The 26,376-nt window shown below is 29.3% G+C and carries 25 protein-coding genes, 1 other RNA gene and 1 CRISPR repeat array (1 of these 27 running past the window's edge); of the genes, 10 read left to right on the forward strand and 16 right to left on the reverse strand.

What is annotated here, in order from left to right; genetic code table 11:
- Nucleotides 1–1,790: a CRISPR direct-repeat array (repeat unit 45 nt; unit sequence CTTGTGAATACTCACTAAAAATACAATTTGAAATCAATTCACAAC); it begins 278 nt to the left of the window's first position.
- Between the two features lie 289 nt (nucleotides 1,791–2,079).
- Nucleotides 2,080–2,477: a transfer-messenger RNA gene (ssrA, locus tag AQ1685_RS14835) on the reverse strand.
- 229 nt (nucleotides 2,478–2,706) lie between these two features.
- On the opposite strand from ssrA, the gene AQ1685_RS14840 reads away from it, so the two are divergent.
- Genes AQ1685_RS14840 through AQ1685_RS14850 form a run of 3 tightly spaced genes read left to right on the forward strand, consistent with a single transcriptional unit; the run spans nucleotide 2,707 to nucleotide 4,775 of the window.
- A complete protein-coding gene (locus tag AQ1685_RS14840; protein WP_095073417.1) occupies nucleotides 2,707–3,915 on the forward strand; it encodes an NAD(P)-dependent oxidoreductase in 1,209 nt (402 codons plus the stop codon).
- Nucleotides 3,916–4,560, forward strand: coding sequence for a DUF2459 domain-containing protein (locus tag AQ1685_RS14845; RefSeq protein ID WP_095073419.1), 645 nt, complete (start codon nucleotides 3,916–3,918; stop codon nucleotides 4,558–4,560). It begins immediately after the preceding gene.
- On the forward strand, nucleotides 4,560–4,775 hold the full coding sequence (locus AQ1685_RS14850) for a DUF3820 family protein (protein ID WP_095073421.1): 216 nt from the start codon (nucleotides 4,560–4,562) through the stop codon (nucleotides 4,773–4,775). Before AQ1685_RS14845 ends, AQ1685_RS14850 begins: the two co-directional genes overlap by 1 nt.
- Nucleotides 4,776–4,822: 47 nt before the next feature.
- Here AQ1685_RS14850 and AQ1685_RS14855 read toward each other — a convergent pair whose 3' ends face one another.
- From AQ1685_RS14855 to AQ1685_RS14890, 8 genes are all read right to left on the reverse strand, one after another.
- The gene (locus tag AQ1685_RS14855; RefSeq protein WP_095073423.1) at nucleotides 4,823–5,725 is read right to left on the reverse strand and encodes a transporter; all 903 of its coding nucleotides are present in this window, start codon (nucleotides 5,723–5,725) and stop codon (nucleotides 4,823–4,825) included.
- 141 nt (nucleotides 5,726–5,866) lie between these two features.
- On the reverse strand, nucleotides 5,867–6,517 hold the full coding sequence (locus AQ1685_RS14860) for a DUF1361 domain-containing protein (RefSeq protein ID WP_095073425.1): 651 nt from the start codon (nucleotides 6,515–6,517) through the stop codon (nucleotides 5,867–5,869).
- Between the two features lie 9 nt (nucleotides 6,518–6,526).
- Nucleotides 6,527–6,970, reverse strand: coding sequence for a hypothetical protein (locus AQ1685_RS14865; protein WP_095073427.1), 444 nt, complete (start codon nucleotides 6,968–6,970; stop codon nucleotides 6,527–6,529).
- Entirely contained in the window at nucleotides 6,967–7,629 is a 663-nt protein-coding gene (locus AQ1685_RS14870; protein ID WP_162288581.1) for a hypothetical protein, read from the reverse strand. The genes AQ1685_RS14865 and AQ1685_RS14870 overlap by 4 nt, the downstream gene beginning before the upstream one ends.
- Nucleotides 7,630–7,676: 47 nt before the next feature.
- Nucleotides 7,677–8,057 (reverse strand): ribosomal maturation YjgA family protein, encoded by a 381-nt coding sequence (locus AQ1685_RS14875; RefSeq protein WP_095073430.1) that lies wholly within the window; start codon nucleotides 8,055–8,057, stop codon nucleotides 7,677–7,679.
- Nucleotides 8,050–9,459 carry a cell envelope integrity protein CreD gene (creD, locus tag AQ1685_RS14880; protein ID WP_095073432.1) on the reverse strand — a complete coding sequence of 470 codons (1,410 nt, stop codon included), beginning with the start codon at nucleotides 9,457–9,459 and terminating at the stop codon, nucleotides 8,050–8,052. The genes AQ1685_RS14875 and creD overlap by 8 nt, the downstream gene beginning before the upstream one ends.
- A 146-nt stretch (nucleotides 9,460–9,605) precedes the next feature.
- Nucleotides 9,606–9,902 (reverse strand): winged helix-turn-helix domain-containing protein, encoded by a 297-nt coding sequence (locus AQ1685_RS14885; protein WP_095073434.1) that lies wholly within the window; start codon nucleotides 9,900–9,902, stop codon nucleotides 9,606–9,608.
- A gap of 13 nt (nucleotides 9,903–9,915) precedes the next feature.
- Nucleotides 9,916–10,530: a hypothetical protein gene (locus AQ1685_RS14890; protein WP_095073436.1), complete on the reverse strand. Its 615-nt coding sequence runs from the start codon at nucleotides 10,528–10,530 to the stop codon at nucleotides 9,916–9,918.
- Nucleotides 10,531–10,600: 70 nt separating this feature from the next.
- Here AQ1685_RS14890 and AQ1685_RS14895 point away from each other — a divergent pair, with 70 nt between their 5' ends.
- Nucleotides 10,601–10,972, forward strand: a complete 372-nt coding sequence (locus tag AQ1685_RS14895) for a DUF1801 domain-containing protein (RefSeq protein WP_095073438.1) — start codon at nucleotides 10,601–10,603, stop codon at nucleotides 10,970–10,972.
- On the opposite strand, the gene AQ1685_RS14900 is transcribed toward AQ1685_RS14895, so the two are convergent.
- Nucleotides 10,969–11,928, reverse strand: coding sequence for a transglutaminase domain-containing protein (locus AQ1685_RS14900; protein ID WP_095073440.1), 960 nt, complete (start codon nucleotides 11,926–11,928; stop codon nucleotides 10,969–10,971). The genes AQ1685_RS14895 and AQ1685_RS14900 overlap by 4 nt on opposite strands.
- A 193-nt stretch (nucleotides 11,929–12,121) precedes the next feature.
- Nucleotides 12,122–13,081 carry a transglutaminase domain-containing protein gene (locus AQ1685_RS14905; RefSeq protein WP_157730242.1) on the reverse strand — a complete coding sequence of 320 codons (960 nt, stop codon included), beginning with the start codon at nucleotides 13,079–13,081 and terminating at the stop codon, nucleotides 12,122–12,124.
- 197 nt (nucleotides 13,082–13,278) lie between these two features.
- Between AQ1685_RS14905 and AQ1685_RS14910 the strand changes: the two genes are divergently transcribed.
- Both AQ1685_RS14910 and AQ1685_RS14915 read left to right on the forward strand, forming a co-directional pair.
- Nucleotides 13,279–14,016 (forward strand): LolA-like protein, encoded by a 738-nt coding sequence (locus AQ1685_RS14910; RefSeq protein ID WP_095073444.1) that lies wholly within the window; start codon nucleotides 13,279–13,281, stop codon nucleotides 14,014–14,016.
- Between the two features lie 67 nt (nucleotides 14,017–14,083).
- Nucleotides 14,084–17,158: a hypothetical protein gene (locus AQ1685_RS14915; protein ID WP_095073446.1), complete on the forward strand. Its 3,075-nt coding sequence runs from the start codon at nucleotides 14,084–14,086 to the stop codon at nucleotides 17,156–17,158.
- 39 nt (nucleotides 17,159–17,197) lie between these two features.
- Here AQ1685_RS14915 and AQ1685_RS14920 read toward each other — a convergent pair whose 3' ends face one another.
- Nucleotides 17,198–18,148 (reverse strand): transglutaminase domain-containing protein, encoded by a 951-nt coding sequence (locus AQ1685_RS14920; RefSeq protein ID WP_157730243.1) that lies wholly within the window; start codon nucleotides 18,146–18,148, stop codon nucleotides 17,198–17,200.
- Nucleotides 18,149–18,454: 306 nt separating this feature from the next.
- Between AQ1685_RS14920 and AQ1685_RS14925 the strand changes: the two genes are divergently transcribed.
- Nucleotides 18,455–19,330: a DUF4846 domain-containing protein gene (locus AQ1685_RS14925; RefSeq protein ID WP_095073450.1), complete on the forward strand. Its 876-nt coding sequence runs from the start codon at nucleotides 18,455–18,457 to the stop codon at nucleotides 19,328–19,330.
- Between the two features lie 2 nt (nucleotides 19,331–19,332).
- Here the strand turns inward: AQ1685_RS14925 and kdsA are convergent, their stop codons facing one another.
- A complete protein-coding gene (gene kdsA / locus AQ1685_RS14930; RefSeq protein ID WP_095073452.1) occupies nucleotides 19,333–20,151 on the reverse strand; it encodes a 3-deoxy-8-phosphooctulonate synthase in 819 nt (272 codons plus the stop codon).
- A 64-nt stretch (nucleotides 20,152–20,215) separates the two neighbouring features.
- Here kdsA and AQ1685_RS14935 point away from each other — a divergent pair, with 64 nt between their 5' ends.
- From AQ1685_RS14935 to AQ1685_RS14945, 3 genes are all read left to right on the forward strand, one after another.
- Complete coding sequence (locus AQ1685_RS14935) at nucleotides 20,216–21,304, forward strand: M20/M25/M40 family metallo-hydrolase (protein ID WP_095073453.1); 1,089 nt, start codon at nucleotides 20,216–20,218, stop codon at nucleotides 21,302–21,304.
- Between the two features lie 245 nt (nucleotides 21,305–21,549).
- The gene (locus tag AQ1685_RS14940) at nucleotides 21,550–23,046 is read left to right on the forward strand and encodes a S8 family peptidase (protein ID WP_095073455.1); all 1,497 of its coding nucleotides are present in this window, start codon (nucleotides 21,550–21,552) and stop codon (nucleotides 23,044–23,046) included.
- Between the two features lie 172 nt (nucleotides 23,047–23,218).
- On the forward strand, nucleotides 23,219–23,614 hold the full coding sequence (locus tag AQ1685_RS14945) for a hypothetical protein (protein WP_095073457.1): 396 nt from the start codon (nucleotides 23,219–23,221) through the stop codon (nucleotides 23,612–23,614).
- 63 nt (nucleotides 23,615–23,677) lie between these two features.
- Here the strand turns inward: AQ1685_RS14945 and AQ1685_RS14950 are convergent, their stop codons facing one another.
- The 3 genes from AQ1685_RS14950 to AQ1685_RS14960 all read right to left on the reverse strand — a co-directional run bounded on the left by AQ1685_RS14950 (nucleotide 23,678) and on the right by AQ1685_RS14960 (nucleotide 26,373).
- The gene (locus tag AQ1685_RS14950; protein ID WP_095073459.1) at nucleotides 23,678–24,514 is read right to left on the reverse strand and encodes a M57 family metalloprotease; all 837 of its coding nucleotides are present in this window, start codon (nucleotides 24,512–24,514) and stop codon (nucleotides 23,678–23,680) included.
- A 1,309-nt stretch (nucleotides 24,515–25,823) separates the two neighbouring features.
- Nucleotides 25,824–26,096: a hypothetical protein gene (locus tag AQ1685_RS14955; RefSeq protein WP_095073460.1), complete on the reverse strand. Its 273-nt coding sequence runs from the start codon at nucleotides 26,094–26,096 to the stop codon at nucleotides 25,824–25,826.
- 1 nt (nucleotide 26,097) lies between these two features.
- A complete protein-coding gene (locus AQ1685_RS14960; protein WP_095073462.1) occupies nucleotides 26,098–26,373 on the reverse strand; it encodes an ATP-dependent Clp protease adaptor ClpS in 276 nt (91 codons plus the stop codon).
- Nucleotides 26,374–26,376 lie beyond the last annotated feature (3 nt).

Here is a 26,376-nt window from a genome sequence, read left to right on the forward strand (position 1 = left end):
AAATTGCAATCTCTGGATCTTGCTTGTGAATACTCACTAAAAATACAATTTGAAATCAATTCACAACAATAAATTCTATGTTATACTCTATATTGGGCTTGTGAATACTCACTAAAAATACAATTTGAAATCAATTCACAACATAAAAGCTTTTTTCATTTGCTCAGCAGTACTTGTGAATACTCACTAAAAATACAATTTGAAATCAATTCACAACTAGAATCCCTTTTCTATGTTGTTTTTATGTCTTGTGAATACTCACTAAAAATACAATTTGAAATCAATTCACAACAGACACAGATACTACAATTGCAGTTAAAGCTTGTGAATACTCACTAAAAATACAATTTGAAATCAATTCACAACTTGGTTTTACTATTTGTGTTATTTTTGGTACTTGTGAATACTCACTAAAAATACAATTTGAAATCAATTCACAACCAAATAACATTAATTCTTTAACGCTCATTCCTTGTGAATACTCACTAAAAATACAATTTGAAATCAATTCACAACGAATCAAGTAAACCTGTTTTATCTACACAACTTGTGAATACTCACTAAAAATACAATTTGAAATCAATTCACAACTCAATAAGTTCCTTGCTAATTTTTTCAATTCTTGTGAATACTCACTAAAAATACAATTTGAAATCAATTCACAACTGTAGTAGCCTTCGTTTGTGTTGTACTGACCTTGTGAATACTCACTAAAAATACAATTTGAAATCAATTCACAACATAGCTCCTATTTTTATATAATTGTCGCTCTTGTGAATACTCACTAAAAATACAATTTGAAATCAATTCACAACAGAAATTTATATTACCCATTTGGAAAAACTCTTGTGAATACTCACTAAAAATACAATTTGAAATCAATTCACAACTGTATTAAACTTTCGTTTTTATGCTCTAGGCTTGTGAATACTCACTAAAAATACAATTTGAAATCAATTCACAACTGGCTTCCTGTTGTTCCTCCACCTGAACTACTTGTGAATACTCACTAAAAATACAATTTGAAATCAATTCACAACACAATTGGTTCTTGTAATTCAGATGGTGCACTTGTGAATACTCACTAAAAATACAATTTGAAATCAATTCACAACCTATACCAAATAAAGCTAAAGTCATCCAAGCTTGTGAATACTCACTAAAAATACAATTTGAAATCAATTCACAACTACCATTTCTTTAGTCTCTTTGTTATCTCTCTTGTGAATACTCACTAAAAATACAATTTGAAATCAATTCACAACAGTATTGAATGGAGAACATTTAATAAACAACTTGTGAATACTCACTAAAAATACAATTTGAAATCAATTCACAACTGCCCTCATTGTGATAATGAATTTGATATTCTTGTGAATACTCACTAAAAATACAATTTGAAATCAATTCACAACAAAACGTCTGTAAACCTTTCTACAAAATATCTTGTGAATACTCACTAAAAATACAATTTGAAATCAATTCACAACTTAGTTCGGTTAAATAAAAACACTAATAAACTTGTGAATACTCACTAAAAATACAATTTGAAATCAATTCACAACAGTTTATACGACCAAAAAGTTATGCTAGAACTTGTGAATACTCACTAAAAATACAATTTGAAATCAATTCACAACACCTTTTCAGCTATCTTTTTTGCAAACTTGCTTGTGAATACTCACTAAAAATACAATTTGAAATCAATTCACAACGCAATCATGTCAAACCATTGTTTTTTTATTCTTGTGAATACTCACTAAAAATACAATTTGAAATCAATTCACAACGGAAGGCCTGAGTAAAACTTTTCGAGATACTTGTGAATGCTCACTAAAAATACAATTCTGAAAGCGACTTTAGCGCTTCATGAACACTTTAATGTAAAATAACAAAAAAGTGAATAAATCAATTCACAACCAAAGCATAAAAAGCTAATGAAAGCAATACTTGTGATTGCTCACTAAAAATACAATTTTGAAAGCGTCTTTAGCGCTTCATGAACACTTTAATGTAAAAAAATTGTCATAGCTAAAAAAACAAAAAACCCTGTAAAAAAATAATTCACAGGGTTTTATATAGTGGAGACGCCGAGAATCGAACTCGGGTCCAAACAAGTAGCTCAAGAGCTTTCTACATACTTAGTTTTTATTTAATTTTCGACTAAAAGCTGACTAAAAACGATCCACTTTTAGCTTATCTTCTTTAATTTCGAAAACTTATCGAAGTACTAAGTTTTCTATGTTTACTTTTATGATGCCCAGAAATGAAACGCCGTAAACCAAGGCTTTCCGTGGACATTTAGCTTGCACACCTTGTGTGCCGAGGCTTGAATCTTACTATAATTCGGATTATTAAGCAGCTAAAGCGTAATTATTTTCGCCATTTAAATTGTTGAAATAAGTTTAACGAGCATCATTTCAGTCCTCGGTATGCTTACAATTTTACTAATCTTGCTGTCAAAACCAGTCGTCCCCAATATGTCAAAGATTTTCAAAATTATCACAAAATATATACCAATATCTTAATATAGACTTTATGTCATTTTTTATCACATTTTTTAAAAAACAATAATCTCAAAAAAATGCGGATGGCAAAGATAAGAAAATACTACTTGTACAGGAGATCTAAATCAAGTATTTTCGCATACAACTGTTGTAATTCTCAACAAATACCACACTAATTGTTTAAATTTTACAAACAACCATGAAATTCGGAATTATAAAAGAACGTAAAAACCCACCAGATAAAAGAGTCGTATTTTCTCCTAATAAATTAAAAGAATTTAAACAGCAATTTCCTCAGGCAGAGATCGTTGTTGAAAGTTCTGACATTCGAGTATTCTCTGATCAAGAATACAAAGATGCTGGCTTCGAAATTGTAACTGATCTTTCAGATTGTGATGTATTATTAGGTGTTAAAGAAGTGCCTTTAGAAAATTTAATTCCGAATAAAAAATATTTCTTCTTCAGTCATACCATTAAAAAGCAACCTTACAATAGAAAATTATTGAAGGCTATGCTTGAAAAGAACATAGAAATGTTCGATCATGAAACTATTATTAAAGAAAATGGAGCTCGTTTAATTGGTTTTGGTAGATATGCTGGATTGGTTGGAGCTTATAATGGTTTTAGAGCTATTGGCTTAAAAGAAAACTTATTTGAATTACCAAAAGTTGAATCTTTAGCAGATTTAGATGCTGTTAAAGCAGAATTAGATAAAATTACACTTCCAAATATTAAAATTTTACTTTCTGGTACAGGTAAAGTGGCTCACGGAGCTAAAGAAATTTTAGATCACTTAAAAATTAAAGAAATTAGTGATGCTTTGTATTTAACTTCTAAATTTACTGAACCTGTATATTGTATGGTTGATGTTATGGAATACGCGAAAAGATCTGATGGTAAAGTTGGCCATAGATTTGAGTTCTATAAAGATCCTACTGGTTATGAAAGTAACTTTATGCCTTACGCAAAAGAAACAGATTTCTTTATTGCTGGTCATTTTTATGGTGATGGTGCTCCGTATTTATATACAAGAGAAGACGTAAAATCTAAAGAATTTAATATTAAATATGTAGCAGATATTTCTTGTGATGTAGACGGTCCAGTTGCAACTACACTTAGAGCGTCTACAATTGCTGATCCTATTTATGGTTATGATGCTGCTTCAGAAACTGAAATTGATTACAGAGATGAAAATGCTATTGTTGTAATGGCAGTAGATAATTTACCTTGTGAACTTCCAAAAGATGCAAGCGAAGGATTTGGAGAAATGTTCTTAAATCATGTGATTCCTGCATTTTATAACAACGATGAAAATGGAATTTTAGAACGTGCCAAAATGACGACAAACTCTGGTAAATTAACTGAACGTTATAGTTATTTGCAAGATTACGTTGATGGTAAAGAATAAATGAAATACGTTAAGAAAATACTGAAATATACTGTATACTCATTATTGGGTATTCTTTTATATGTCGGTATTTCTATTCTTATTAGTTTCATAACAGTAAATGATGATCCTTCTTTTAATCAGACAAAGTTTGTGTATTTAAGTTCCAATGGAATTCATTTGAGTATCATTATTCCTAAACAACATCTTTCTCTTGATTTAAATGATGAGTTACAACTAAAACCTACTGATAATTTTGTGCGTTTTGGTTGGGGTGATGAAAATTTCTATATGAATACACCTACTTGGGCAGATTTTAAATTTAAATATGCTTTTGGAGCTTTATTTTTAGATAATCCAACATTAATAGAAGTTTCTTCTCATCGATTTCAACAAAAAAAATGGGTTAAAGTTCCTGTGAATGCAACACAACTTTTTAAACTCAATGTGTTTATTTCTGAAACTTTTCAAGTAAATCAAAAAGAAGAAAAAATCGTACTTACACAAACTATGTATCCAAATTCTAAACTGTATAAAGCTAAGGGTTCTTATTCTCCTTTAAAGACTTGTAATACATGGGTAAATGATGGTTTTAAAAGTAGCGGGATGAAAGCTTCATACTGGACTTTATTTGATTTTGGACTGCTAAACAAGTATAAAAAATAATGGAAACCGATAAACAGTTTTTGGTTGATACAGCCAATATGCGAATGCCTTTTGGAAAATATAAAGGCACATATTTAATTGATATTCCTGAGTATTACATGGTTTGGTACAAAAACAAAGGCTTTCCTAAAGGAAAACTCGGACAAATGATGGGACTCGTTTATGAATTAAAACTAAACGGGTTAGAAGATATTTTAAGGAAAATAAGAAAATAAAAAAAGGCGTTTTAAAACGCCTTTTTTTATTCTTTAACTGTAATAATTTAGATTGATAAATTATATGTTAATCCAGCAGTATAAATTTGAGAATCACCTAAGTTTCTTCCATCAATTACTCTACCGTAACCAACACTTACTCCTAATGAAGGAATAATGTTTTTATAAACAGTAACTCCTACTCTACTATAATCTACATTAGTTTCTGGGAAATTCCCTCTAAATGCTGGAGAAGCGATATCTACTCCTTCTTCAGAGTTTAAATAATCTGCCCAAGCTTCAACATAAATAAAACTACTAGAATATCCGATTTTACCGGTTGTAACAAATGCATTTGGCACACCAAAATCTCCACCTGGAGTTAAATCGTTGTCTGCATCTCCTCTGAAGTTATATCCAGCTAAAATAGTAGAGAAAAAACCTACATCTGTGTTTAAATGTAAACCAGCTGTAACATCAATACCAAATGCTCCACTACCAAGACTTAAAATTCCGTTAGGTTCATAACCTGTTGGAATTACTGCTGTAACACCTGTAATGATGTTTAAGTTCGCTTTTTCAAAATTAAATTTGTGTGCATTTAATTTTAAAGCAATAGAAATATCTTGTAAACCTGAAATAGAGTTTTCTCCATTTATAGGATCTCCTAAACCACTAGTATTATCTGCAGAAATAAAAGGTAAATTAACCGCTACAGATAAACGATCTGTGATTCCATATTTTGCGTACAAAGAGAAAATATTTTGGTTAATTTCTTCATGTACAGGAACTGCATCGACTTTTTCTTTTCCTAAATAGAATTCATCAAACTGACTTCTAGAATAAGAAGCTGTCACAGAAAGTGATCCTTTTTTTGGTGTGAAACCATCTAACATTCCTTGTGCGTTTGCCATTGTTGATAAGCCTATCATCCCTAAAACAGATAGTGCTAATCGAAGGTTCTTTATCATTATTTAAGTTTTAAAATATCGGTCTTTGGTCGATAAAAAATCGCTTCATTACAATAAAAATCCTTTTTTAACATCTATTTATATTTTCTGTAACACTAGGTCTATTTATCATTTTTGCATTGAATTCTGGCAAACAACACTTTAACTTTTTCTTTTGGTTTTAAAGAAACTTAAAAAAGCATAAAAAAATATCCATAAAAACATACCAAATCCTATTGTTACATACCAAGCTTTGGGTAATTTAAAACTATATACAGTTTTTTCTACTAAAGAAATTGGTGCTGTAACTATATCCCAAGAATTGAAACGTAAAAAACGTCCTAAATAAATTCCAAAGCCAGAAAGAAAACAAACGATTGGTATAAAAATATCTGCAACTTTCAAACTCCATTTTTTTATAATAATCTGGTATACATCTTTTAATGTTAGCACCGTTATCATAAGACCTGTTATTGCCGAACAAAACAGAAACAACAAATCAAACCATCCTAGTGGATTCTTTCTACTTGTGTCTAAATGAATAAAATCGGTGATAATATATGGAGCATTTGGTAAGAAAAATAACCAAATTACAAATAGTACTATTTGTTTCATTTTTGACTTATTTTCAATGTCTCTTTTAACCGCATATTCTGTGATAAAAAACGGAATTAATGCCAAAAAGATATTCCAGAGCATAAATGTAAAAAGCAAATTTTGTGTGATTTGTACTCTCAGTAAAACTAAAAAAGTACACATTATCACTAGCATTAAAACGCCGTTCTGCTGTCTTGTTAAGTATTTTGTAATCATGATTATTTTTTAAGACTCGTATTGAGATACTCTTACTACAATATTATTTTCTAATTCTACACAAAGAATGTTGGGATCAATATTAAATAAGCCAGGAATGTGACCAATAGTATACATTATTTTATTATTAAAAACGTAAAACTCTTTAGTTCCCAATAATTGAATCACTTCTTGCTTCGATTTTCCAATTAGTATTTTCTTTTCTATGATATCTCTAGACATTTGATATCGCTCAAGAACTTCTGTATCCCAGACTTTCTTATTAAAACTTATTCTAGGATAATATGAATAAATATAAACTGAAAATAGTATTGAACCTACAAGTACAAGAGTACTAAATGAAATGAAAGTTATTTTATAAACCTTAGATTTTAAATTAATTGACAATAAAGTCTTATTATATTTTAAGCTTAATATTACTGATAAAATTAAAATTATAATAATATATATCATGCTTCCAATTTTAATCTTCCAACAAACATAGAATAAAAAAAACTAATCCATAAAAGAGTACCAAGTACAGACAAAAACATCCCTTTATAAACACAAAACAATAAGATACAAAAAGTTACTATTAGTTGAAATCCATACCAATAACTAAAGTTTTTTAAACTTAAATTATAATCTTTCATTGAAGTTCCAGCATTAAATTTTAATAATAGACCAATAGTATTCAATAAAATAAATAATAATAACCAAATTGAAAATATTCCTAGATAGAACATTGGAATTACAATTGTATCAGCCCAATACGGAAAACATTCTCTGCCAAAGTCTATAAATAAATGTATATATATTGCACTAACTTCTACTATAAAAGCTATTAGTCCTAATACAAAAATTGAACTCTTTTTAGTATAAATTTTTAACTCTCTATTTTCCGTCATTATAAATAATAAAAACATTGAAAGTACTACAGCAGTCATTCCATAATCAAAAAGATAATATTTAACTGTTAAATGTTGTTTCCTTAATTCAATAAACAATGCTGTTTTATTTGAATTTAAAGACGATCCAAGTTTTATATACTCTTTTTGAAATAATTCATAATTATCAAATGGCTCTAAGAGAAGTGAAAAAATTATTACAGATATTCCAATAATTATTATCACTAACAAACTTTTTTCAAATAACTTCATCTTATTGTTTAACTTAAATTTTAAGCGGTTTTTACTCTATAAGTTTCAATAAAATAAACTGTGATGATTCCTAACGTATACGCTATTAAATCTCCAAAAGAAAAAGTACTTCCTATTACTATTCGCATTAGTTTGTTATCCTGTACACCTAAAATTTCAACTATCTTGAAATACTGTAATATTTCAACTAAAAATGAAAAACATAAAACTCCAATAGCTATTTTTTTAGGTTCAGTGTTTATAAATGATTTTACAAAGTAGTAGAGTAAAATCACGACTAAGAAATCTCCAAACGTATGTCTTATAAACCCTGATGTTTTTGCTATCACTAATTCTACTAAAAAGAGAATTATACAGATTATAAAACTCTTACCATCGAAACGAAATCTATTCTTATCCATTTTGCCAATCTATTTTTCTTGAAGTGTACATTACTGATGCTAAAATTACAAATAACCCTACACTACCTACTAATAAAGCATAGTTTTCTAACTGAATAATTACAAAAATAAAAGTGTATAGTATCGTTAACGAAGTTCCTATGAAAAGAGGAAATTTTAATACTTTTAAAATTGATTTCGAGTATAAAGAAATTAATAAAATTACTGCTGTAGATGCTATTAAATATGCATTTAAAAAATTACTGTGTTCCGATATTGAAATTAACAAAGTATAAAACATAACTAAAGCAATACCAATCATTAAATATTGAAACGGGTGAATTAAAATTTTACTCATTGTTTGTATTAAAAAGAACACTAAAAAAGTAAGTCCGATTACTAAAAATCCATATTTAGTTGTGCGTTCACTTTTCTGATATTGATCAACAGGAATCATAAAGTTTACGCCAAAAGCATACTCTTTTAAATTTAAAATTCCACTGAATGATTGTTGAGGAAATGGTCTGTTAATATCTAATACTTTCCATTTAGCATCAAAACCATCATCTTTAATTTTATCAGGATTATAAGGTAAATACTCTCCAAGGAAATTGGCTGTTTTCCAATTCGACTTGATATTTACACTAGTTTCTTTTCCTATAGGAATAAAACGAATTTGTTTGCTTCCGTTTACATTCATTTTTAAGCTAAAACTCACATCTGAACTCACTGGTAAATCTGCTTTTTTGATAGATTTACTTTCTAATTTATGCAAACCAACATAACTATAATCGTTTCCTGAATGTTCGTAAACTTTTCCTTTAGACACTCTCCTTTTTCCATCGTATTTAGATTCAAAAGCATAGGTGTTTTTATGAAGATTAATTTCAACCAAACTACTTACTCCTTTAAAGTTCGATGTCTCAATAATCAAACGAGATTTTTCCCATAAAATATCTTCTTCTTTAATATCAACTTCACTAAAATCAGGTTTTGTAAAACTTCCGTTTAAATTGATTTCACTTTCATAAACTGCAGTTTCATAAATTCCTCTCTTCTTTTGCTGAGGATTTACTGTCGTTTGAATATCTAATTTTTTAGGAAAAAAATATCCATAGTTGATATGTGTAATTGTTTCCTCTTGATGTGATTTGGTATCTGGATTATAAATCTTTTTTACACTATACGTTTTGTAGGGAATTTTTAATATTGGTCCGTATAACAACACTTCTCCCCCCCACTTTTGATTGATCTCTCCTATAACTTCTTTTTGCCTGTACTTACGTTCTCTAATTAAATCTTTCACATAAGATAATGGGATTAAAAGAACTAATATTAATACTCCAATCATTAACATTCTTGCTGAAATTGATTCTTTGACCCACTTTCCTACTCGACTTGCTTGATTTTCTACTTTTTCCATTTTATCTCTATTTTAATTTTAATACTGTGCTTTCTCTTTAAAAACTACCCTTCTATTTTTCATAGTTGGGTAGTTTATTAGCAATTTCCCCGTTGGCGATTTATTTAAAGTACTTTGAAATTCAAAGTTTAAATTCAAAAAAAATTTTACTCTCCTTTGAGTAATCTTTCTAAAGCTTCTACATGCTTCTTAAATTCTTCCTTTCCTAATTTAGTTGCATAATATTTTGTATTAGGTTTTCTACCTATAAATTGTTTTTCAACTCTTATGAATCCTACTTTTTCTAATGCTTTAGAATGGCTTGCTAAATTTCCATCTGTAGCACCTAAAAGTTCTTTAAGTGTTTTAAAATCTGCATACTCATTTACCACCAAAATCGACATAATTCCTAGTCGTATTCGGTGATCGAAAGCTTTATTGATATTATTTAATAAATTCTTCAAAGATGCAGTTTTACTATTCTTGTTTTCTTTCGTATTTAAAATACATTAAAAAGCCGTATACAATATGCATTACTCCGAAACCTAAAACCCAAAACCAAAATCCATATCCTGGATAAACAGCACATAAAAGCCCTAAAATAGTTTGTGTATATCCCAAGTATTTTACATATCCTAAAGTGTATTTAGAAGCATTAATTAAAGCTAAACCGTAAAATAACAACATTAAAGCTCCCGTTTGCCCATAACGTTGTTGGGTTAAAATGATGAGCGTATAAATTCCTCCTGCTGTTAACGGAATAAGAAAACTTGATAACAATCTTTTTGTGGTCGCATCCCAAATACGTTCTCCATTCTTTTTAGCTTTCAGAGTTGTCAAATAAATAGCCGTTGCAATACTAAAAAACAACACTAAAAACATATCTAACAAGACTAACTTAAAAACTTTACCGTCTAAAATTAAATATCCCCTATAACTTGTAGTCACTAACCAATACGCATAAGTTGCCCCGATTAATGCATAAGTTCCTGCTAAAATTCCAGATAAACCACTTAACGAAATAAATCGTGAAGATTTATTCATTAATTTTTTGATTTCTGATATGTCTTTTAAGTATTCTTCCGAACTCATATTAAAGTACTTTGAAATACAAAGTAAAAATAAAAAAAGTAGTTATGCAAAAAAATTATACTTTTAATTTATGAAACCTGCTGAAGCCTACATATTAAATCAAGAAGAGCCTTTTAAATCAATTTTATTGCACCTCCAATTAATTATTGAGCAAAATTTTCCAGAGGTTATTTTAGAGTTTAAATGGAAAATTCCTTTTTATTATTTAGATGGAAATCCTTTTTGCTACTTAAATCCATCCAAAAAAAAGAAATATGTCGATGTAGGATTTTATGCGACACAAGAATTCGATAAGTACAATGAATTACTAATTTCAGAAGGTAGAAAAAAGGTAAAATCTTTACGCTTCTCTTCTGTTGAAGAAATTAACAGTGAAATTTTAGTTTCTGTTTTAGCTGAAGCAGATGAAAAAAAGGAAAAAGGTTTTTGGAAGAAAAACTAATCTACTTTTACTAAATACTCCATGACTAATTCATTATCTAAAAAAATTAATAATCGGCTGTCTTCTTTTGGTTTTAACAAATGAAATTCTGAAAAATTAGAACGTTCATAAGCATCAGGATATCTTGCATACTTATCACCACTAAATGCATAATATAAAGACTTCGTATTTTTAATTCCTTTGATTTTTAATTTTATTGGACCTTTCTTTCCAGATTGAATAACTCCTATCTTAGGCTCAATTACATCAATATTATGCTTGTGATAAGCGTTTTTGATGATTGGATCTTGACAAAAATCCTTTAGTTCTTTCTGATTCAAAAAACGTTGCCATTTGGTTTTAGACGGAAAATGAGTTTTACACAACATTTCTCGATCTGCATTGAAAAAACGTTCCTGAAATTCTCTTTTCCAAATATTATTGTAAATAAAACCCGTACCGTAAGTTGCATCTATCATTATCCATTTATCATTAATTTTCACAGCATTCCAAACATGATTTTTTGCTTTGGGTATAGCTCCTATAGTATATCCTGAAGATTTTGTAAAACCATATACCAATTCATTCTTGATATGCATTAAATCACAGACTCTTTTAAAAATTAATGCGAAACCTTCACAAACTGCCTCTCTGTTGTTAAATGCTTTTAATAATTTTTTCTCCTTCTTGTATTTTAAAATTTGGTGAAGATGATTTTTATCATAATGCACTAAAAATTCTGGTGATTTTAATAGATTAGTAGGATTGTAGGTATACTTCATATTATATGTTAACCATATAAAAATCGCCCTTACTTTTTCCTCATCTGTTTTAAAGTCGTAATCTATTTTTTGGGCTAGAGACATTAATGATGTAACATCCTTATACGCTGATCTGGATACATTATCTACTGTACTAAATTTTTGAGAATAACCTGCTATTACAATAAACAAAAAGAAAGGTAAACACTTTTTCATATACCAACTTTTATTTAATTAAATATAGAAATCACATTACAAATTACCAAATCACACTTAATATCAGCAGTAAAACACTAAAAAATGAAAATAACTCTTACTCTTTTATCAAAACATTTCTTGAAAATATTAATTTATATACGATATAAATCTTTTCATTTGAATACCTGAAAATTAATAGAAAAATGATAAATTAATCTAATTTCACTTTGTATTCTAGTGCTAGTTCATTATCAATATAGATATGTAAAGCCGTATCCTGTCTTGGTCTCTGCAAATAATAATCACTGTATCCTTTTTTAACTTTTACTTTTGGTTTTCTAAATATTCCTTCATTGGTAAAAGCATAACTTATAGATTGCTTGTTTTTAACTCCTTTGATTTTAAATTTTATGTCACCTTTTTTCTTTAACGTAATAACACCTTTTTTAGGTTCTTCAATTTTAATCCTGTGCTTAAAAAAAGCATCTCTCATCATTGGGTCGTTGCAGAAATCTTTTAAGGTTTTTTGTTTTTGAAAATTTCTCCATTTAATAGCCGAAGGAAAATGTGTTCTATTTAATAGATTTAAACTTACGTCAAAATAATTTGGATTAAACTTTCTTAACCATAACCCGTTTGAAATTACTCCTGCTCCGAAAGTAGCATCTATCATTATCCATTTATCTTGTACTTTGACTGCATTCCAAACATGATTCTTTCTCGTAGCAAGAATACCAACATAATCAACAGAAGGTTTTGTGTATCCCAAAACTAATTCATTTTCTATCTTTAGTAAATCACATAATTTTTTAAATAATAACGAAAATCCCTCACATACCCCTGCTCTTTTATTAAAAGTATTAGCTATTTTCTTTTCTTCTTTTTGTTTCTGAATATATTTTAAATGTTCTTCACTGAAATAAACTAAAAACTCTGGTTCCTTTAAGAATCGGGAATACTCTTTCCTATATGTTATATTATAGGTAATCCATGTGTAAACTGCTCTTACTTTTTCTACATCAGTTTTAAAATCATAATCTATTCTTTCTGCTAACGATATTACTGATTTCTCATTCTTATAAGCAGAACGTGTAACATTATCTACCATTGTAAAATCTTGAGCAGAAATTAAAGAAGGGAATAGCAATAATAGTAACAGATACTTTTTCATTTTAAAATAGCTTTTGCATGGTAAATTAAACATTTAACTATTCATTTGCAACTTTCACTAAAAACATGAATAAAAAATAGCAACTTTCATAATTTTTAAAGTATTTGATACAAAAACCCAAAAATTTTTAAACAAAAATGTAACATTTCTTATTTTTATTCTTCTTATTAAATAACAATCTCATAATATCAAATACAATGAAAAAACTAAAAACTTTATCGATCGCTTTAGCTCTTATATTCTCTGTAAGTAGTTATGCACAAACTGCAGATGAAATTATCAACAATTACATTGAAAATATTGGTGGAAAAGAAAAGTTAGAACAACTTAAAGGAGTACAAATGATTGGAAATATGAAAATGCAAGGCATGGAAATTCCTTTCGAACAATTATCTACTAAAGATGGGAAACAATTAGTTTCTATCGAATTACAAGGAAATAAAATGATTTGGTCTGCTTTTGATGGAGAAGTTTCTTGGCAAAGAAACCAAATGACAATGGAAGCTGAAAAAAGCGATAATGAAGCTACACAAAACTTAAAAAATGAATTAGCTCAATTTCCTGATCCTTTTTTAAATTATAAGGAAAAAGGTTATACTGTAGAATTAATAGGAAAAGAAACTATTGACGGTACAGAAACTTTTAAAATCAAATTAACTAAGAAACCAGTTCTTGTAAATGGTGAATCTTTACCAAATATTACAAACTACTATTTTGATAGCGAAAACTTTGTTCCTATTGTTATTGAAACTACTGTTAATCAAGGTCCAATGAAAGGACAAACTGTAAAATCTACACTTAGCGATTATCAAGAAGTTGATGGAATTTATTTCCCATTTAGTATGGGTAGTCAATTCCAAACAATGGAGTTTAAAGAAATTAAATTGAATCCAGAAGTTGATGCTGCGTCTTTTGCATTACCAGCTAAAAAATAATTTCTCTTACTAACCAACTTTAAATATAAATCCAGTATTGTTTTCAATACTGGATACTCTACATATTATGAACAAGATATTTAAATTCATAGTTTGTGGTTCTCTTGTTGTATCTACAAGTGTTACTGCACAAGATATAGTTCTAAAAGGGAAAGAACTTTTCGGAAATTTAAAAGCAAGACATATTGGTCCGGCTTTAATGAGTGGTCGAATTATCGACTTAGAAAATCACCCAACAAATCCTAAAATTATTTATACCGGAACTGCTGGTGGTGGTGTTTGGAAATCTGAAAATGCGGGAGCTACTTTTACGCCTATTTTCGATGAATATGCACAATCTATTGGTGCAGTTGCTTTAGATCCTAGTGATCCTGACAACACTGTCTGGGTAGGAACTGGAGAAATTTGGACTAGAAATAGTGTTTCTTTAGGTGATGGACTTTATAAATCTAAAGATGGTGGTGCAAACTGGAAAAAAATTGGATTTGAAAAATCTGAAAGAATCAGTAGCATTAAAATCAATCCAAATAATTCTAATGAAGTATATGTTGCTGTACTTGGAGCATTATGGAGTGATAGTGATGAACGTGGTATTTACAAAACATTAGATGGTGGTAAAACATGGGAAAAAATTCTTTATGTTGATGAAAAAACTGGTGCTAGTGATTTAATTATGGATCCTAAAAATCCTAATATTTTGTATGCTTCTATGTGGGAATTTAGAAGAACAGGCTGGGGATTCAATTCTGGAGGTCCAGGTAGTGCTTTATACAAATCTACTGATGCTGGTAAAACTTGGAATAAAATTCATAATGGTTTTCCTGAAGGAGATTTAGGTCGTTTCGCAATTGCAATTGCGCCTTCACAACCAAATACTGTATTTGCCGTAGTAGAAAGCAAAAAAGATAAAGGTTTATATCGTTCTGATGACGCTGGAAAAAACTGGAAACTTTTAAATAGTGATTTCGGTTTGGTTGTTCGTCCTTTTTACTTTTCTCGATTAGTTGTCCACCCTACAAATCCAGATATTTTAGTAAAAGGTGGATTAAACGGTTCTATTTCTAGAGATGGAGGTAAAACATTTAAAAATCTAGGTCAAATGCATTCTGATATTCATGACATTGTATTTGATATCAAAAATCCTGATGCAATGTTCGTAGGAACAGATGGTGGTGTATACAGAAGCTGGGATGGTGGAGCTACTTTAGATATGGTAGATAATCTTCCGCTTTCTCAATTTTATCAAATTAGTGTTGATAATGAAGAGCCGTATAATATTTATGGAGGATTACAAGATAATGGTTCTTGGTACGGACCTTCTTCTTCTCCTGGTGGAGTTGAAGCTAGAGACTGGAAACGTGTTGGTGTTGGAGACGGATTTAGAGTATTAAAACATCCTACTAAGAATATTATTTATTCTGAAATGCAAGGTGCGCAACAAGTTTGGAGATATGATGTTGATAAAAACTATAACAGAAATATTCAACCGTTACCAATTAAAGGTGAAGCAGATTTACGTTTTAACTGGAATGCTCCAATGGCAGTGAGTGCTCATCAACCAGATCGTTTTTACATGGGAAGTCAATTTTTACATGTTAGTGAAGATATGGGAGATAATTGGACTAAAATTTCTCCAGATTTAACTACAAACGATCCTAAGAAACAAGATAAAGAATCAGGTGGAATTTCTGTTGATAAATCTGGTGCAGAAACACACACTACTATTTTTACTATTGCTGAATCTCCTTTAGATGAAAAAGTAATTTGGGTAGGTACCGATGATGGAAATGTTCAAATTACAAAAGACGGTGGTAAAACTTGGGAAAATACAATAGCAAATATTTCTGGTTTACCTAAAAACACTTGGGTGTACCATATAGAAGCAAGTTCTCATGATAAAGGTACTGCTTATGCCGTTTTTGATGGACATACTTCTGGTGACATGAATACGTATGTATACAAAACAACTGATTTTGGTAAAACTTGGAAATCTATCGTTACTAAAGATATTGTTGGATTCGCTAGAAATATTCAAGAAGATTATGTAAACAAAGATTTATTATTCTTAGGGACTGAATTTGGTTTATTTATTACTATTGATGGTGGTAAAAACTGGTCTCGTTTTACAAATAATATGCCTGCTACAGCTGTACATTATATTGATCTTCAAAAACAAACAAACGATTTAGTTTTAGGAACACATGGTCGTGGAGTTATTATTATTGATGATATTTCTCCTTTACGTGAAGTTAATCAGCAAATGTTAGCTAAAAATGTACATTTCTTTAACTCAAAACCGGCTGTAATTAAAGAACAAGGTGGTTTTGGTGGCGGAAGTACAGAATTACAGTTTGTTGGTAATAATCCGAGCACAACTGCTAAAATCATTTACTACTTGAAAAAGCGTCATACATTTGGAAAAATGACATTAACTATAAAAGATCAAAATGATAAAGAATTAATCACGTTAACTCCAGGAAAATCTAAAGGTATAAATGTGGTAAACTGGGGGTTCAGACAGAAAAACCCTAAAGTTGCCGCTGGTAAAAACTTTACTTTTGGTGGTTTCACAGCACCTCGTGTACCTGCAGGAAGTTATAAAGTTGTACTTAAAAAAGGTAGAAAAGAGTATGTAAATACTATTGAGGTAAAAAACGATCCTAAATCTTTAATTTCTAATGATGATAGAATCGCACAGCGTAAAACTACGCTAGAATTATATGACGACATGGAAGATTTAGCGTATTTAGTATATCAGATTGATACACATATTAAAGATGCTAATGCTGCAATTAAAGCTGATCCTAAATTAAAGAAAACTGCAACTAAAGTGATTAATTTACTACAACCATTAAAAGAAACTTTAGTAGTTACGACGGGTGATAATTATGTTGGTGAAGCTGAACCAGAATTAAGAGAAAAACTTTCTAATTTATATGCTGAAGTTGCTAATCAGTTTGAAAAACCTTCTTTATCTCAGCTTGAGAACAAAGAAGTATTAGAAACTCGATTACAAAAAGCTAAAAAGGATTTTGAAAAAATTAAAAATAAAGAGATTTCAAAATTCGAAAAACGTAAATTGAAAGCTGACAAAAAGCAAATAAAATTACTTAGTAAAGAAGATTTTATTGCGAAGAAATAACAACAAAAATCCCCTTGATTGATCAAGGGGATTTTTTATTTAATCTATCAAGAATTCTATTGCAACTTCTCTATCCATTAATAAGAAACATTGTTTGGTTCCTGGAGGCGGAACAAATCGAACTGTAGTTGTAGATTTACTTACAACTTTTTCAGGTTTTACTGCCCTACTACTTCCTAAAAAGCCAACGAAAAATTCTCTCTGTTTGGCATTACCTAATTTTATTGTAACAACATTTCCTTTGCCTCTTTTTAAAATTCCAGCGTTTGGAGATTTTAAAGTTACATTCGTCTTTAAAAAATCGTTACTAAAAACAGGCTGATTGTAATATTGTTCTTTTGTTATTCTACCAACTCTTAATCTCCATATACTTTTTTCTGGAAAATGAGTTTTAAAATACTTCTTTTTAGGTATGTTATAATAATACGGATTAAATCTTCTTATCCATCTTCCATTAGTCTCTGCTCCTGCGCCCCAAGTTGCGTCTATATAAATCCACTTTCCATTTAGCTTAACAGCATTCCAAGCATGATTTGCACTTAATGATGAATTTCCTATTTCTTGAGCAGAATTTCTAACATGACCAGCAACAACCTCATTTTCGATATTTAAAAGTGAACACACCTCTGCAAATGTTCTTGCATAACCTTCACAAACTGCTTTACGTGTTCGTAGTGTTTTCCTAACTATCTTCTCGTTTATCGCTTTAATTTTCTGTTGTTTCTCTTCTTCTGTTCTGTATCTGAATGAAGTTTTTGTTTGCCTATTTGGATTGTAAAATTCTTTCAAATCGTAACGAACGTTTTTTGTTAACCAAGCATATAAAGCTTTAGTTTTATCTTCATCCGTATTAAAATCTCGATTAATATTCTTCGCCAGTTTTTCAACTGTTATTAAACCAGAATATCCATCCGTTATTTGTTTTATTCCAGAAAAATCTTGGGCTTTAGCAACTAAAATTGAAAAAAAAATAATTGTAAATAATCTCATCATAAACTTCATTAATCAATAATTATACCTTTAACAATATCTTCGATAAAAATACAAAGAAAAACTGTCCCTTCTTCCAAAGCCTTTTTCACTTATATGCTTCCTCTACACAATAACACAATTTATTTATATAAACTTTTTCAACTCCAGCACCTATTTATTTTTTCGCTAATAAAAAATAGTACAAAGACTTTTTAAACCTTCAGAAACTCCTATTCTGAAGTCATTAACTTTAAGAATTACGAATAGGTTAATTATATAAATTCTTTTAATTTAGTGAACAACAAACACGAATCTTAACAAGCTATGAAAAAAAATATCCTTTTAGTTGTCGCATCAATACTGATCATATTTCTTTTAATGCGAATGAATCCGAAAGGAAAACAATATACAAATCAAATTGAAGCTTTAATTTCTTCTCCAAAAGAAAACCTTATCAATAAAGAAGGAAGTACAATTAAAGATCGTATAAAATCTCCAAAAGGTTACAAGCGAAATACAATTAAAAATAACTCTTTTGAATATTATTTGAGAAATTACAAATTAAAGAAACATGGTAGTGAAATCATTAACTACGATGGTTCAAAATACTTTGCTCAAGATTGGCATGACGCAATTTTGGAAGTGCCGGTCCCAAAAAATGGTTTACAACAATGTGCCGATGCTTTAATGCGAATTAGATCTGAATATTTATGGAACCAAAATAGAAAAGATGAAATTGGTTTTAAATTTACTTCTGGTCATTATTGTTCATGGAAAAAATACGCTCTTGGTTATCGACCTAAGATAAAAGGTAACAAGGTAAGCTTTCATAAAACTGCAAAACCAGATTATTCTAAAACTAACTTTTATAAATATTTAAATTTAATTTACACCTACGCTGGAACAGCTTCTTTACATAATGAGCTTAAGAAAGTAAAAATTAAAGATATTAGAATTGGAGATATGTTGGTAAAACCTGGATTTCCAGGGCATATCGAAATTATTGTAGATGAAGTGAGTAATGAAAAAGGTGAAAAGCTTTTTTTATTAGCCCAAGGAAACACACCTGCACAAAGCGTTTGTTTACTAAGAAACTTTGAAGATTCAGATATCTCTCCTTGGTATAGGTTTTCTTCAAATACACCTATTTATACGCCAAGTTATTATTTTGAAAAACCAGTTTTTGTTCGATTTAAATAAAATTAAAAAGTATTTACAAGTTTTTTTATAGCGACTAAATTAGAAAGTAATTGTTCTAAATAATCTAAGTGTAACATGTTAGCTCCATCAGATTTTGCATTAGTAGGATCAAAATGCGTTTCAATAAATAACCCATCAACATTATTTACAACTCCTGCTCTAGCAATAGTTTCAATCATATCTGGTCTACCACCTGTAACTCCAGAACTTTGATTTGGTTGTTGTAATGAATGAGTTACATCTAGTACAGTTGGAGCAAACTTTTTCATTGTAGGAATTCCTCTAAAATCTACTAGTAAATCTTGATAGCCAAACATTGTTCCTCTTTCAGTAATCCAAGCTTTTTCACTTCCAGAATCTTTTACTTTTCTAACAGCATGCTCCATAGCTTCAGGACTCATAAATTGTCCTTTCTTTAAGTTTACTACTTTACCTGTTTTTGCAGCAGCGACTACTAAATCTGTTTGACGAACTAAAAATGCAGGAATTTGTAATACATCTACATATTCAGCAGCTTTTTCAGCATCTGAAATTTCATGAATATCTGTAACCGTTGGTACATCAAAAGTTTCAGAAACTTTTCTTAAAACCTTTAAAGCTTTATCATCACCTATACCCGTAAAGCTATCAATTCTACTTCTGTTCGCTTTTTTAAAACTCCCCTTAAAAACATAAGGAATTTCTAATCGATCTGTAATAGCAACTATTTTCTCCGCTATTTTTAAAGCCATATCTTCTCCTTCTATTGCACAAGGACCTGCCAGTAAAAAGAAATTATTAGAATTCGTGTGTTTTATTTTAGGTATAAGGTTTAAATCCATCATCAAAATTTTGGCAAATTTAAGGAATAATATTAGCTATCTTTAGCTTTTAATTTATTTACTTATGAAATATATCTTTATAAGACTAGCACTTGTATTTTCATTAACTTTAGTTAGCTGTGCTATTAATATAAAAGCTGCAGACGGTGTAGATGGAACCAACGGAATTAGTGCAACAAATGGTGAAATTGGTAAAAATGGAATCGATGGCAAAGACTTAAAAAAATTAAACTCAACCAAAAAACCTTCAATTCAAAAACAAAACAAGCAACTCACCACTACTCCCAATATTGATACTACTTTAGTAAGAAAACATTTATATACCTTAGCTTCAGATGAAATGGAAGGAAGAGCAACTGGAACTCCTGGAATTGAAAAAGCTGCTCAATATATAGAAAATGAATACAGAAAAATTGGCTTAAAAACATTTCAAAACTTAGAAACTTACAGACAAAACTTCGAGGATAAAGGGATAAAAATGTTTAATGTCATTGGTCTTTTGGAAGGAAAAAGCAAAAAAGATGAGATTGTAATTGTTTCTGCCCATTACGATCATTTAGGTACCAAAAAAAGCGGTAATGGTGATCGTATATACAATGGTGCTAATGATGATGCATCTGGTGTAGTTGGTGTTTTAACTTTAGCGAAATACTTTGCTGAACAAAATAATAACGAAAGAAGTATATTATTTGTATGTTTTACAGCTGAAGAAATAGGCTTAATTGGTTCAAAATATTTTGGAAAACAAATTGACCCTGAGAAATTTATAGCTGGTATAAATCTTGAACTTATAGGTAAAGAACCTAGAACAGGTCCAAAAACTGCGTGGTTAACCGGTTTTGAAAGGTCTAATTTTGGTAAAATTATTCAAGAAAATTTAAAAGGTACAGGTTACAAACTCTATCCAGATCCTTACAAAAAATACAGATTATTCTTTCGATCAGATAACGCTTCTTTAGCGCGCTTAGGAGTTCCTTCACATACTTTTTGTACCACTCCAATAGATTTAGATAAAGATTATCATAAAGTCTCAGATGAAGCTAAAACCCTCGATGTTTCTATTCTGACTGAAACAATTAAGGCTGTTTTTGTTGGAACAACATCTATTATTAATGGTAAAGACACACCAACTAGAATAAAACTAGAAGAATAAATATCATATTCTTAATTTAAATACTTCAGAAAGCATTTCTAACAAAATAGATATGCTTTTTTTATTGAATTTGTTTTTTTTTAATCATAATACTATTCTTTCTCATCAAAAAACATTAAAAAAAGCAAAAAACAATACTTTATCATCAATAAACACAAAAATCAAACCAACAAATACATATATCTTAAAAATTTAATATTTTTTTTAATATATTCGTATCAACAAATTAAAAAACCCTTCAAAGAATGAAAAAATTATTACTTACCCTTGCGGTAGCTGGGGCTATCGTATCTTGCTCTACAAATGACGAAACTACAGATCAAATCGTACCTGAGCAGCAAACAGAATTATTATCAAAAAGTCAAATAAATAATCTAATTAAAGAATCATTAGAGTCTAGTGGAGATTTCAACTGGATGGATACAAACGCTCAAACTATTTGGAGTGCTATTCAACATGGAGACAATCTTCTTACTATTGGATATGGCGGTGATCCTGGTCAATTTCAAAGAAATGCGGCTTCTTCTAACATAAAAGATAACTTGATAAACTTAGTTAGATCTATGGAATCTAACGACAGTACACTTTCAGGAAGAGCTACAGATAATTTATATGTTGATGAAAATATTAATGTTATAGATATTAAAGTTGAAAATATTGCTACAATAGAAGCTTTATTATCAAATAATACTGTTCGTTATCTTGAGCCTGCATCTTACACATTAGATACTAACGAAGGGCTTGCCGCTAGATCTGGAGAAGGTTTTGGTTGTGGTTTTAGATCACAAAATATTGCTTCTTCTGATTATAGAACAGTATCACCAGCAGCAAGAGTACCTTGGAACTTTGATATTCACAATATTCCAGCTGCATGGAATTATAGTACAGGTAGAGGAGTTACCGTAGCTGTTATTGACTCTGGTTTATCTCCTGAACAAAGATTAATGAATCAAAATTTTAATACAGGACAATCATCTGGTAGAACAGTTCAGAAATTTGGTACTTATATAGATTCTATTTGGCCATGGTCTAATAATTACGATGGTGTAAATGACAAGTGTGGTCATGGAACAAATATGGCTTCTGTTGCTACGGCTCCTAGAAATGGAAATAATTTACCTGTTGGTGTAGCTTATAATGCTAACTTAGTAACATATAGAGCTGTGCAAAATGTATTAATCGATGATTATCATGAAAAAAGAGGTGTTGCAGAAGCTTTAACAGCTTTAGGAAATAGAAGCGATGTTAAAGTTATTTCAATGTCTATTGGTTCTCCTTTTGGAATTTCTAGAGTTCGTGATGCAATTAAATATGCTTACAATAGAGGTAAAATGATTATTGCAGCAGGTGGAACTTCTACTTCATTTACTACTTGGTTTGGAGTTATATTCCCAGCAAATATGAATGAAACTGTTGCTGTTACAGGACTTAAAGAAGGAAGATATGTTAGATGTGGAAATTGTCATTCTGGTTCTAAAATAGATTTTACTATTGAAATGGAAAGAAATTCAGGAAACTTTGTACCAGTATTAAGTTCTTATAATGGTGCTGCTAGATATGTTGGTGGATCTTCTGTAGCAACTGCTACTACAGCTGGAATTGCTGCTTTAGTATGGTCTAAAAATCCAACTTGGACTAGAGCACAAGTTTTAGATAAAATGAAGAGAGCTGGAGAATTTTACCCTAATAGAAACTCAAATTTCGGATACGGTAATATAGATGCCTTAAAAGCTGTTAGATAGATTAAAAACTACTTTTATATACCCCAAAAGTCTTACGATATCGTAAGACTTTTTTATTTTTCCTTTTTAAATATAGATTTGGCATGAAGTTAGCTTATAGTTTTTTAACGTTAGAAAAACTGATGTATTAATATCTTTTATAAATTTGCAACACATAACAAATCAATTTAAAATGAAAAAAATTACTTTAATCATTTGTTTACTTTTAATTTCTACTTCTTTATTTTCTCAAAATAGAGAAGGTTCTATATTCTATTCTTTTGTTGAAAAAACAGATACAGAATACAAAATAAGTGTAGACATATACGAAGTAGATAAAATTGAATTTATTAAAGTTGAACTCGTTGATGAAAATAAAAACGAATTAGTAGTAGAAACGGCAGAGTTAGCCTTAAGAGAAGGTAAATACTATTTAAAGTTCAATGGAGAAGAAAAACAAGTAGTACCAGAAGATATAAGTTTGACTATAAAAAACGAATATAATGATACAAAGTATCCACAAATAAATGTTAAGTTACTAGATAAGCTCTTACGAATAGTGGATTATTCACAAAAGGTATTTTATTAAAAATTAAAATCCTGAGATTCATAAAATCTCAGGATTTTTTTTTAGTTAAATAAAAACTGCTATTTAGTATAAGAAACGTAAAGCAGTAATATCATTAGGACCAAACTCACCGTCGTCATTCGCGTTGAAACAAGCAATCATAACTGAAGTTGGATCGTAACCAGCAGGAGTTCCAGGAACTGGGTTAGCTCCTACACCAGCAGTACCTTCATTAGTATTTTGTCCACAACTTTGTCTTGTTTGGTAATCTGTATGACGGAAACCAACAGAATGTCCAATTTCATGAGTAATTACATGCTCATTTACATTTGTTGAAAAACCTTCTAATCCAAAAATTTGTACAAACTTAAATGGGTTTCCATTGGTTGGGAATCCAGCAGAACCACCTGAGCCATTTTGATTTGGGTTATTGTAAACTACCATATCTCTTGATTGATAATCTGTACCAAAAGTTAAATTAAATCTAATAGTTAAATTTAACCTGTTATAATTATTAACGGCCCACCTAAGAGCTGTTTGCGCTTTGTTTGATAACCCAAAACCTCCACCACCTGTGAAACCAATAATATCGATTACTGTGTTTTGAGCAACTAAATTATTTGTATAATAATTTCTTTCAGAAAGATCTTGTAGATTTGGGAGATCATTGATCTTATCTTCTGTAAAGTGGAGATCACCTTCTGCTTGATACATAGGAGTTACATCTCCATTAGGTAATACGAAGTCTACTTTTTTCACATTGTTTGTATTTACATCAAAGTCAGCTAGCTTTGATATAATTTCTGCAGAAACACCGTTATCAGCTCCAGCTTCTGGCTGATTGTTGTCTTCTGATTGACAAGCGAAAAAACTAGCTCCAACTAGTAATAATGCAATTCGGGAGAATTTCATTTTTTTCATAATTAAAATGTTTTTTAATGGTTTATAATAAATTTTTAACTAAATTATAACTTTTATTTAACCACTTTAACATTTTTTAAGTTTTAATACAGAATTAAATTAAATGTTAATAAAACAACATTATGTTTAAAAATTTAACATTTTAACTTAAAAAAAACAAAAACAATTTAAATAGATTGTCTCCTATTTTTATAGTTAAAATATAACTTTTAACTTTCAATTTACAACTTACTAATAGAAAAATATACTAAAAATAAAACTTAATTAACATATAAACACCTTCAAAGAAGCTATAAAATATAAGTTTGACCTTAGTCAACAATAATAAATTCTGAATTAAATACTAGTTAGTTTACTATCTCAACCGCAACAAGACTATATTCTTCCTTTAAATTTATATTAACATATCATTAAAACAAAAAAAGAGACTTCAAATAACTTGAAGCCTCCTTGTCTAACCAAACTTAGTATAAAAACTAACTACTACTATTTTTATTATGATATACTTTAATATTCTTAAAATTTGCTTTTTTAGGATTTAAAAAAGGGACTTTAAAAATCAAAGCCCCTTTGTTTAACCAAACTTAGTATAAAAACTAACTACTACTATTTTTAACTATTACTAACTATTTATACACTTTATGTGTTGTTATATCGCTATAACTAGGGATTATTAATTGCAATTTGGGAATTACTATATATTTTTAATGAACTTATCTAATTTTTTAAAACAGTATTTAACTGCTACATTTATTTGACACATCTTTTTTTAATTGGTCACAAAAAAAGGAGATTCGAAATAAAATATTTTAAATCTCCTTGTCTAACCAAACTTAGTATAAAAACTAACTACTACTATTTTTAACTACTACTAACTATTACACTTTATGTGTCGTTATATCTCTATAACTAGGGATTATAAAATTGTAATTTGGGAATTACTATATATTTTCAATGAACTTATCTAATCTTGAAAACAGTTGTTATACTGTTACATTTATTTGACACACTTTTTTTTAATTGGTCACAAAAAAAAGGAGATTCGAAATAAAATATTTTAAATCTCCTTGTCTAACCAAACTTAGTATAAAAACTAACTACTACTATTTTTAACTACTACTAACTATTATACTTTATGTGTCGTTATATCTCTATAACTAGGGATTATAAAATTGTAATTTGGGAATTACTATATATTTTCAATGAACTTATCTAATTTTAAAACAGTTATTACACTGTTACATTAAATAAGACACATCTTTTTTTGATTGGTCACTACAAAAAGAAAAAACTCAATTTAATTGAGTTTTCAGTGAAGATATTTTCTTAAAATTATTCTATGTTCAGGTATCGATTTATCGTAGTTTTCTACCAATAACTCTAGTATTTCTGGGGGCTTTACGCCTACTTCATTTTTTGACAAGAATTTGGAAACATATAAATTATAGCTATCTACTTTTTTTTCAAAAATTAAAAAATGTTCGCTATTTAATTCTGTGAAAGCTATTTCATTTCCGGAAAAGGTGTTTGATTGATCTTCAGAAAAATCTGAAAAATCGTAGTACTTCAATACATTCTCCATACTATACTATTTCTGCTGATAAACCTAATTCTAATAATCTAGAACATCTTGGCTCTAAATCTTTATATTCTCCTGTTTTAACAGCACACTTTCCTTTATAATGTACAAGTATTGTACATTGCTCTGCTTGCTCTAAAGTATGGTCGCAAACATCAATTAAACTATCTATTACAAAGTCAAATGTATTTACATCATCATTATACAAAATAATTTCATGTTGACTAGTTTCTTGTACTAGTACATCTAATTCTTCTTGTATTTTTTCTATCGTACTCATCTT

The organism is Tenacibaculum jejuense, assembly GCF_900198195.1.
GTDB classification, from domain to species: domain Bacteria; phylum Bacteroidota; class Bacteroidia; order Flavobacteriales; family Flavobacteriaceae; genus Polaribacter; species Polaribacter jejuensis.

Excerpts from the sequence above, each read along its gene's own strand:
- AQ1685_RS14935 (WP_095073453.1), top strand. The coding sequence starts at position 20,216 with ATGAAATATATCTTTATAAGACTAGCACTTGTATTTTCATTAACTTTA.
- AQ1685_RS14845 (WP_095073419.1), top strand. The coding sequence starts at position 3,916 with ATGAAATACGTTAAGAAAATACTGAAATATACTGTATACTCATTATTG.
- AQ1685_RS14960 (WP_095073462.1), bottom strand. The coding sequence starts at position 26,373 with ATGAGTACGATAGAAAAAATACAAGAAGAATTAGATGTACTAGTACAA.
- AQ1685_RS14875 (WP_095073430.1), bottom strand. The coding sequence starts at position 8,057 with ATGGATAAGAATAGATTTCGTTTCGATGGTAAGAGTTTTATAATCTGT.
- AQ1685_RS14865 (WP_095073427.1), bottom strand. The coding sequence starts at position 6,970 with ATGATATATATTATTATAATTTTAATTTTATCAGTAATATTAAGCTTA.
- creD (WP_095073432.1), bottom strand. The coding sequence starts at position 9,459 with ATGGAAAAAGTAGAAAATCAAGCAAGTCGAGTAGGAAAGTGGGTCAAA.
- AQ1685_RS14850 (WP_095073421.1), top strand. The coding sequence starts at position 4,560 with ATGGAAACCGATAAACAGTTTTTGGTTGATACAGCCAATATGCGAATG.
- AQ1685_RS14840 (WP_095073417.1), top strand. The coding sequence starts at position 2,707 with ATGAAATTCGGAATTATAAAAGAACGTAAAAACCCACCAGATAAAAGA.
- AQ1685_RS14950 (WP_095073459.1), bottom strand. The coding sequence starts at position 24,514 with ATGAAAAAAATGAAATTCTCCCGAATTGCATTATTACTAGTTGGAGCT.
- AQ1685_RS14905 (WP_157730242.1), bottom strand. The coding sequence starts at position 13,081 with ATGAAAAAGTATCTGTTACTATTATTGCTATTCCCTTCTTTAATTTCT.
- AQ1685_RS14890 (WP_095073436.1), bottom strand. The coding sequence starts at position 10,530 with ATGAGTTCGGAAGAATACTTAAAAGACATATCAGAAATCAAAAAATTA.
- kdsA (WP_095073452.1), bottom strand. The coding sequence starts at position 20,151 with ATGGATTTAAACCTTATACCTAAAATAAAACACACGAATTCTAATAAT.
- AQ1685_RS14925 (WP_095073450.1), top strand. The coding sequence starts at position 18,455 with ATGAAAAAAAATATCCTTTTAGTTGTCGCATCAATACTGATCATATTT.
- AQ1685_RS14940 (WP_095073455.1), top strand. The coding sequence starts at position 21,550 with ATGAAAAAATTATTACTTACCCTTGCGGTAGCTGGGGCTATCGTATCT.
- AQ1685_RS14945 (WP_095073457.1), top strand. The coding sequence starts at position 23,219 with ATGAAAAAAATTACTTTAATCATTTGTTTACTTTTAATTTCTACTTCT.
- AQ1685_RS14895 (WP_095073438.1), top strand. The coding sequence starts at position 10,601 with ATGAAACCTGCTGAAGCCTACATATTAAATCAAGAAGAGCCTTTTAAA.
- AQ1685_RS14855 (WP_095073423.1), bottom strand. The coding sequence starts at position 5,725 with ATGATAAAGAACCTTCGATTAGCACTATCTGTTTTAGGGATGATAGGC.
- AQ1685_RS14955 (WP_095073460.1), bottom strand. The coding sequence starts at position 26,096 with ATGGAGAATGTATTGAAGTACTACGATTTTTCAGATTTTTCTGAAGAT.
- AQ1685_RS14910 (WP_095073444.1), top strand. The coding sequence starts at position 13,279 with ATGAAAAAACTAAAAACTTTATCGATCGCTTTAGCTCTTATATTCTCT.
- AQ1685_RS14900 (WP_095073440.1), bottom strand. The coding sequence starts at position 11,928 with ATGAAAAAGTGTTTACCTTTCTTTTTGTTTATTGTAATAGCAGGTTAT.
- AQ1685_RS14915 (WP_095073446.1), top strand. The coding sequence starts at position 14,084 with ATGAACAAGATATTTAAATTCATAGTTTGTGGTTCTCTTGTTGTATCT.
- AQ1685_RS14920 (WP_157730243.1), bottom strand. The coding sequence starts at position 18,148 with ATGAGATTATTTACAATTATTTTTTTTTCAATTTTAGTTGCTAAAGCC.
- AQ1685_RS14860 (WP_095073425.1), bottom strand. The coding sequence starts at position 6,517 with ATGATTACAAAATACTTAACAAGACAGCAGAACGGCGTTTTAATGCTA.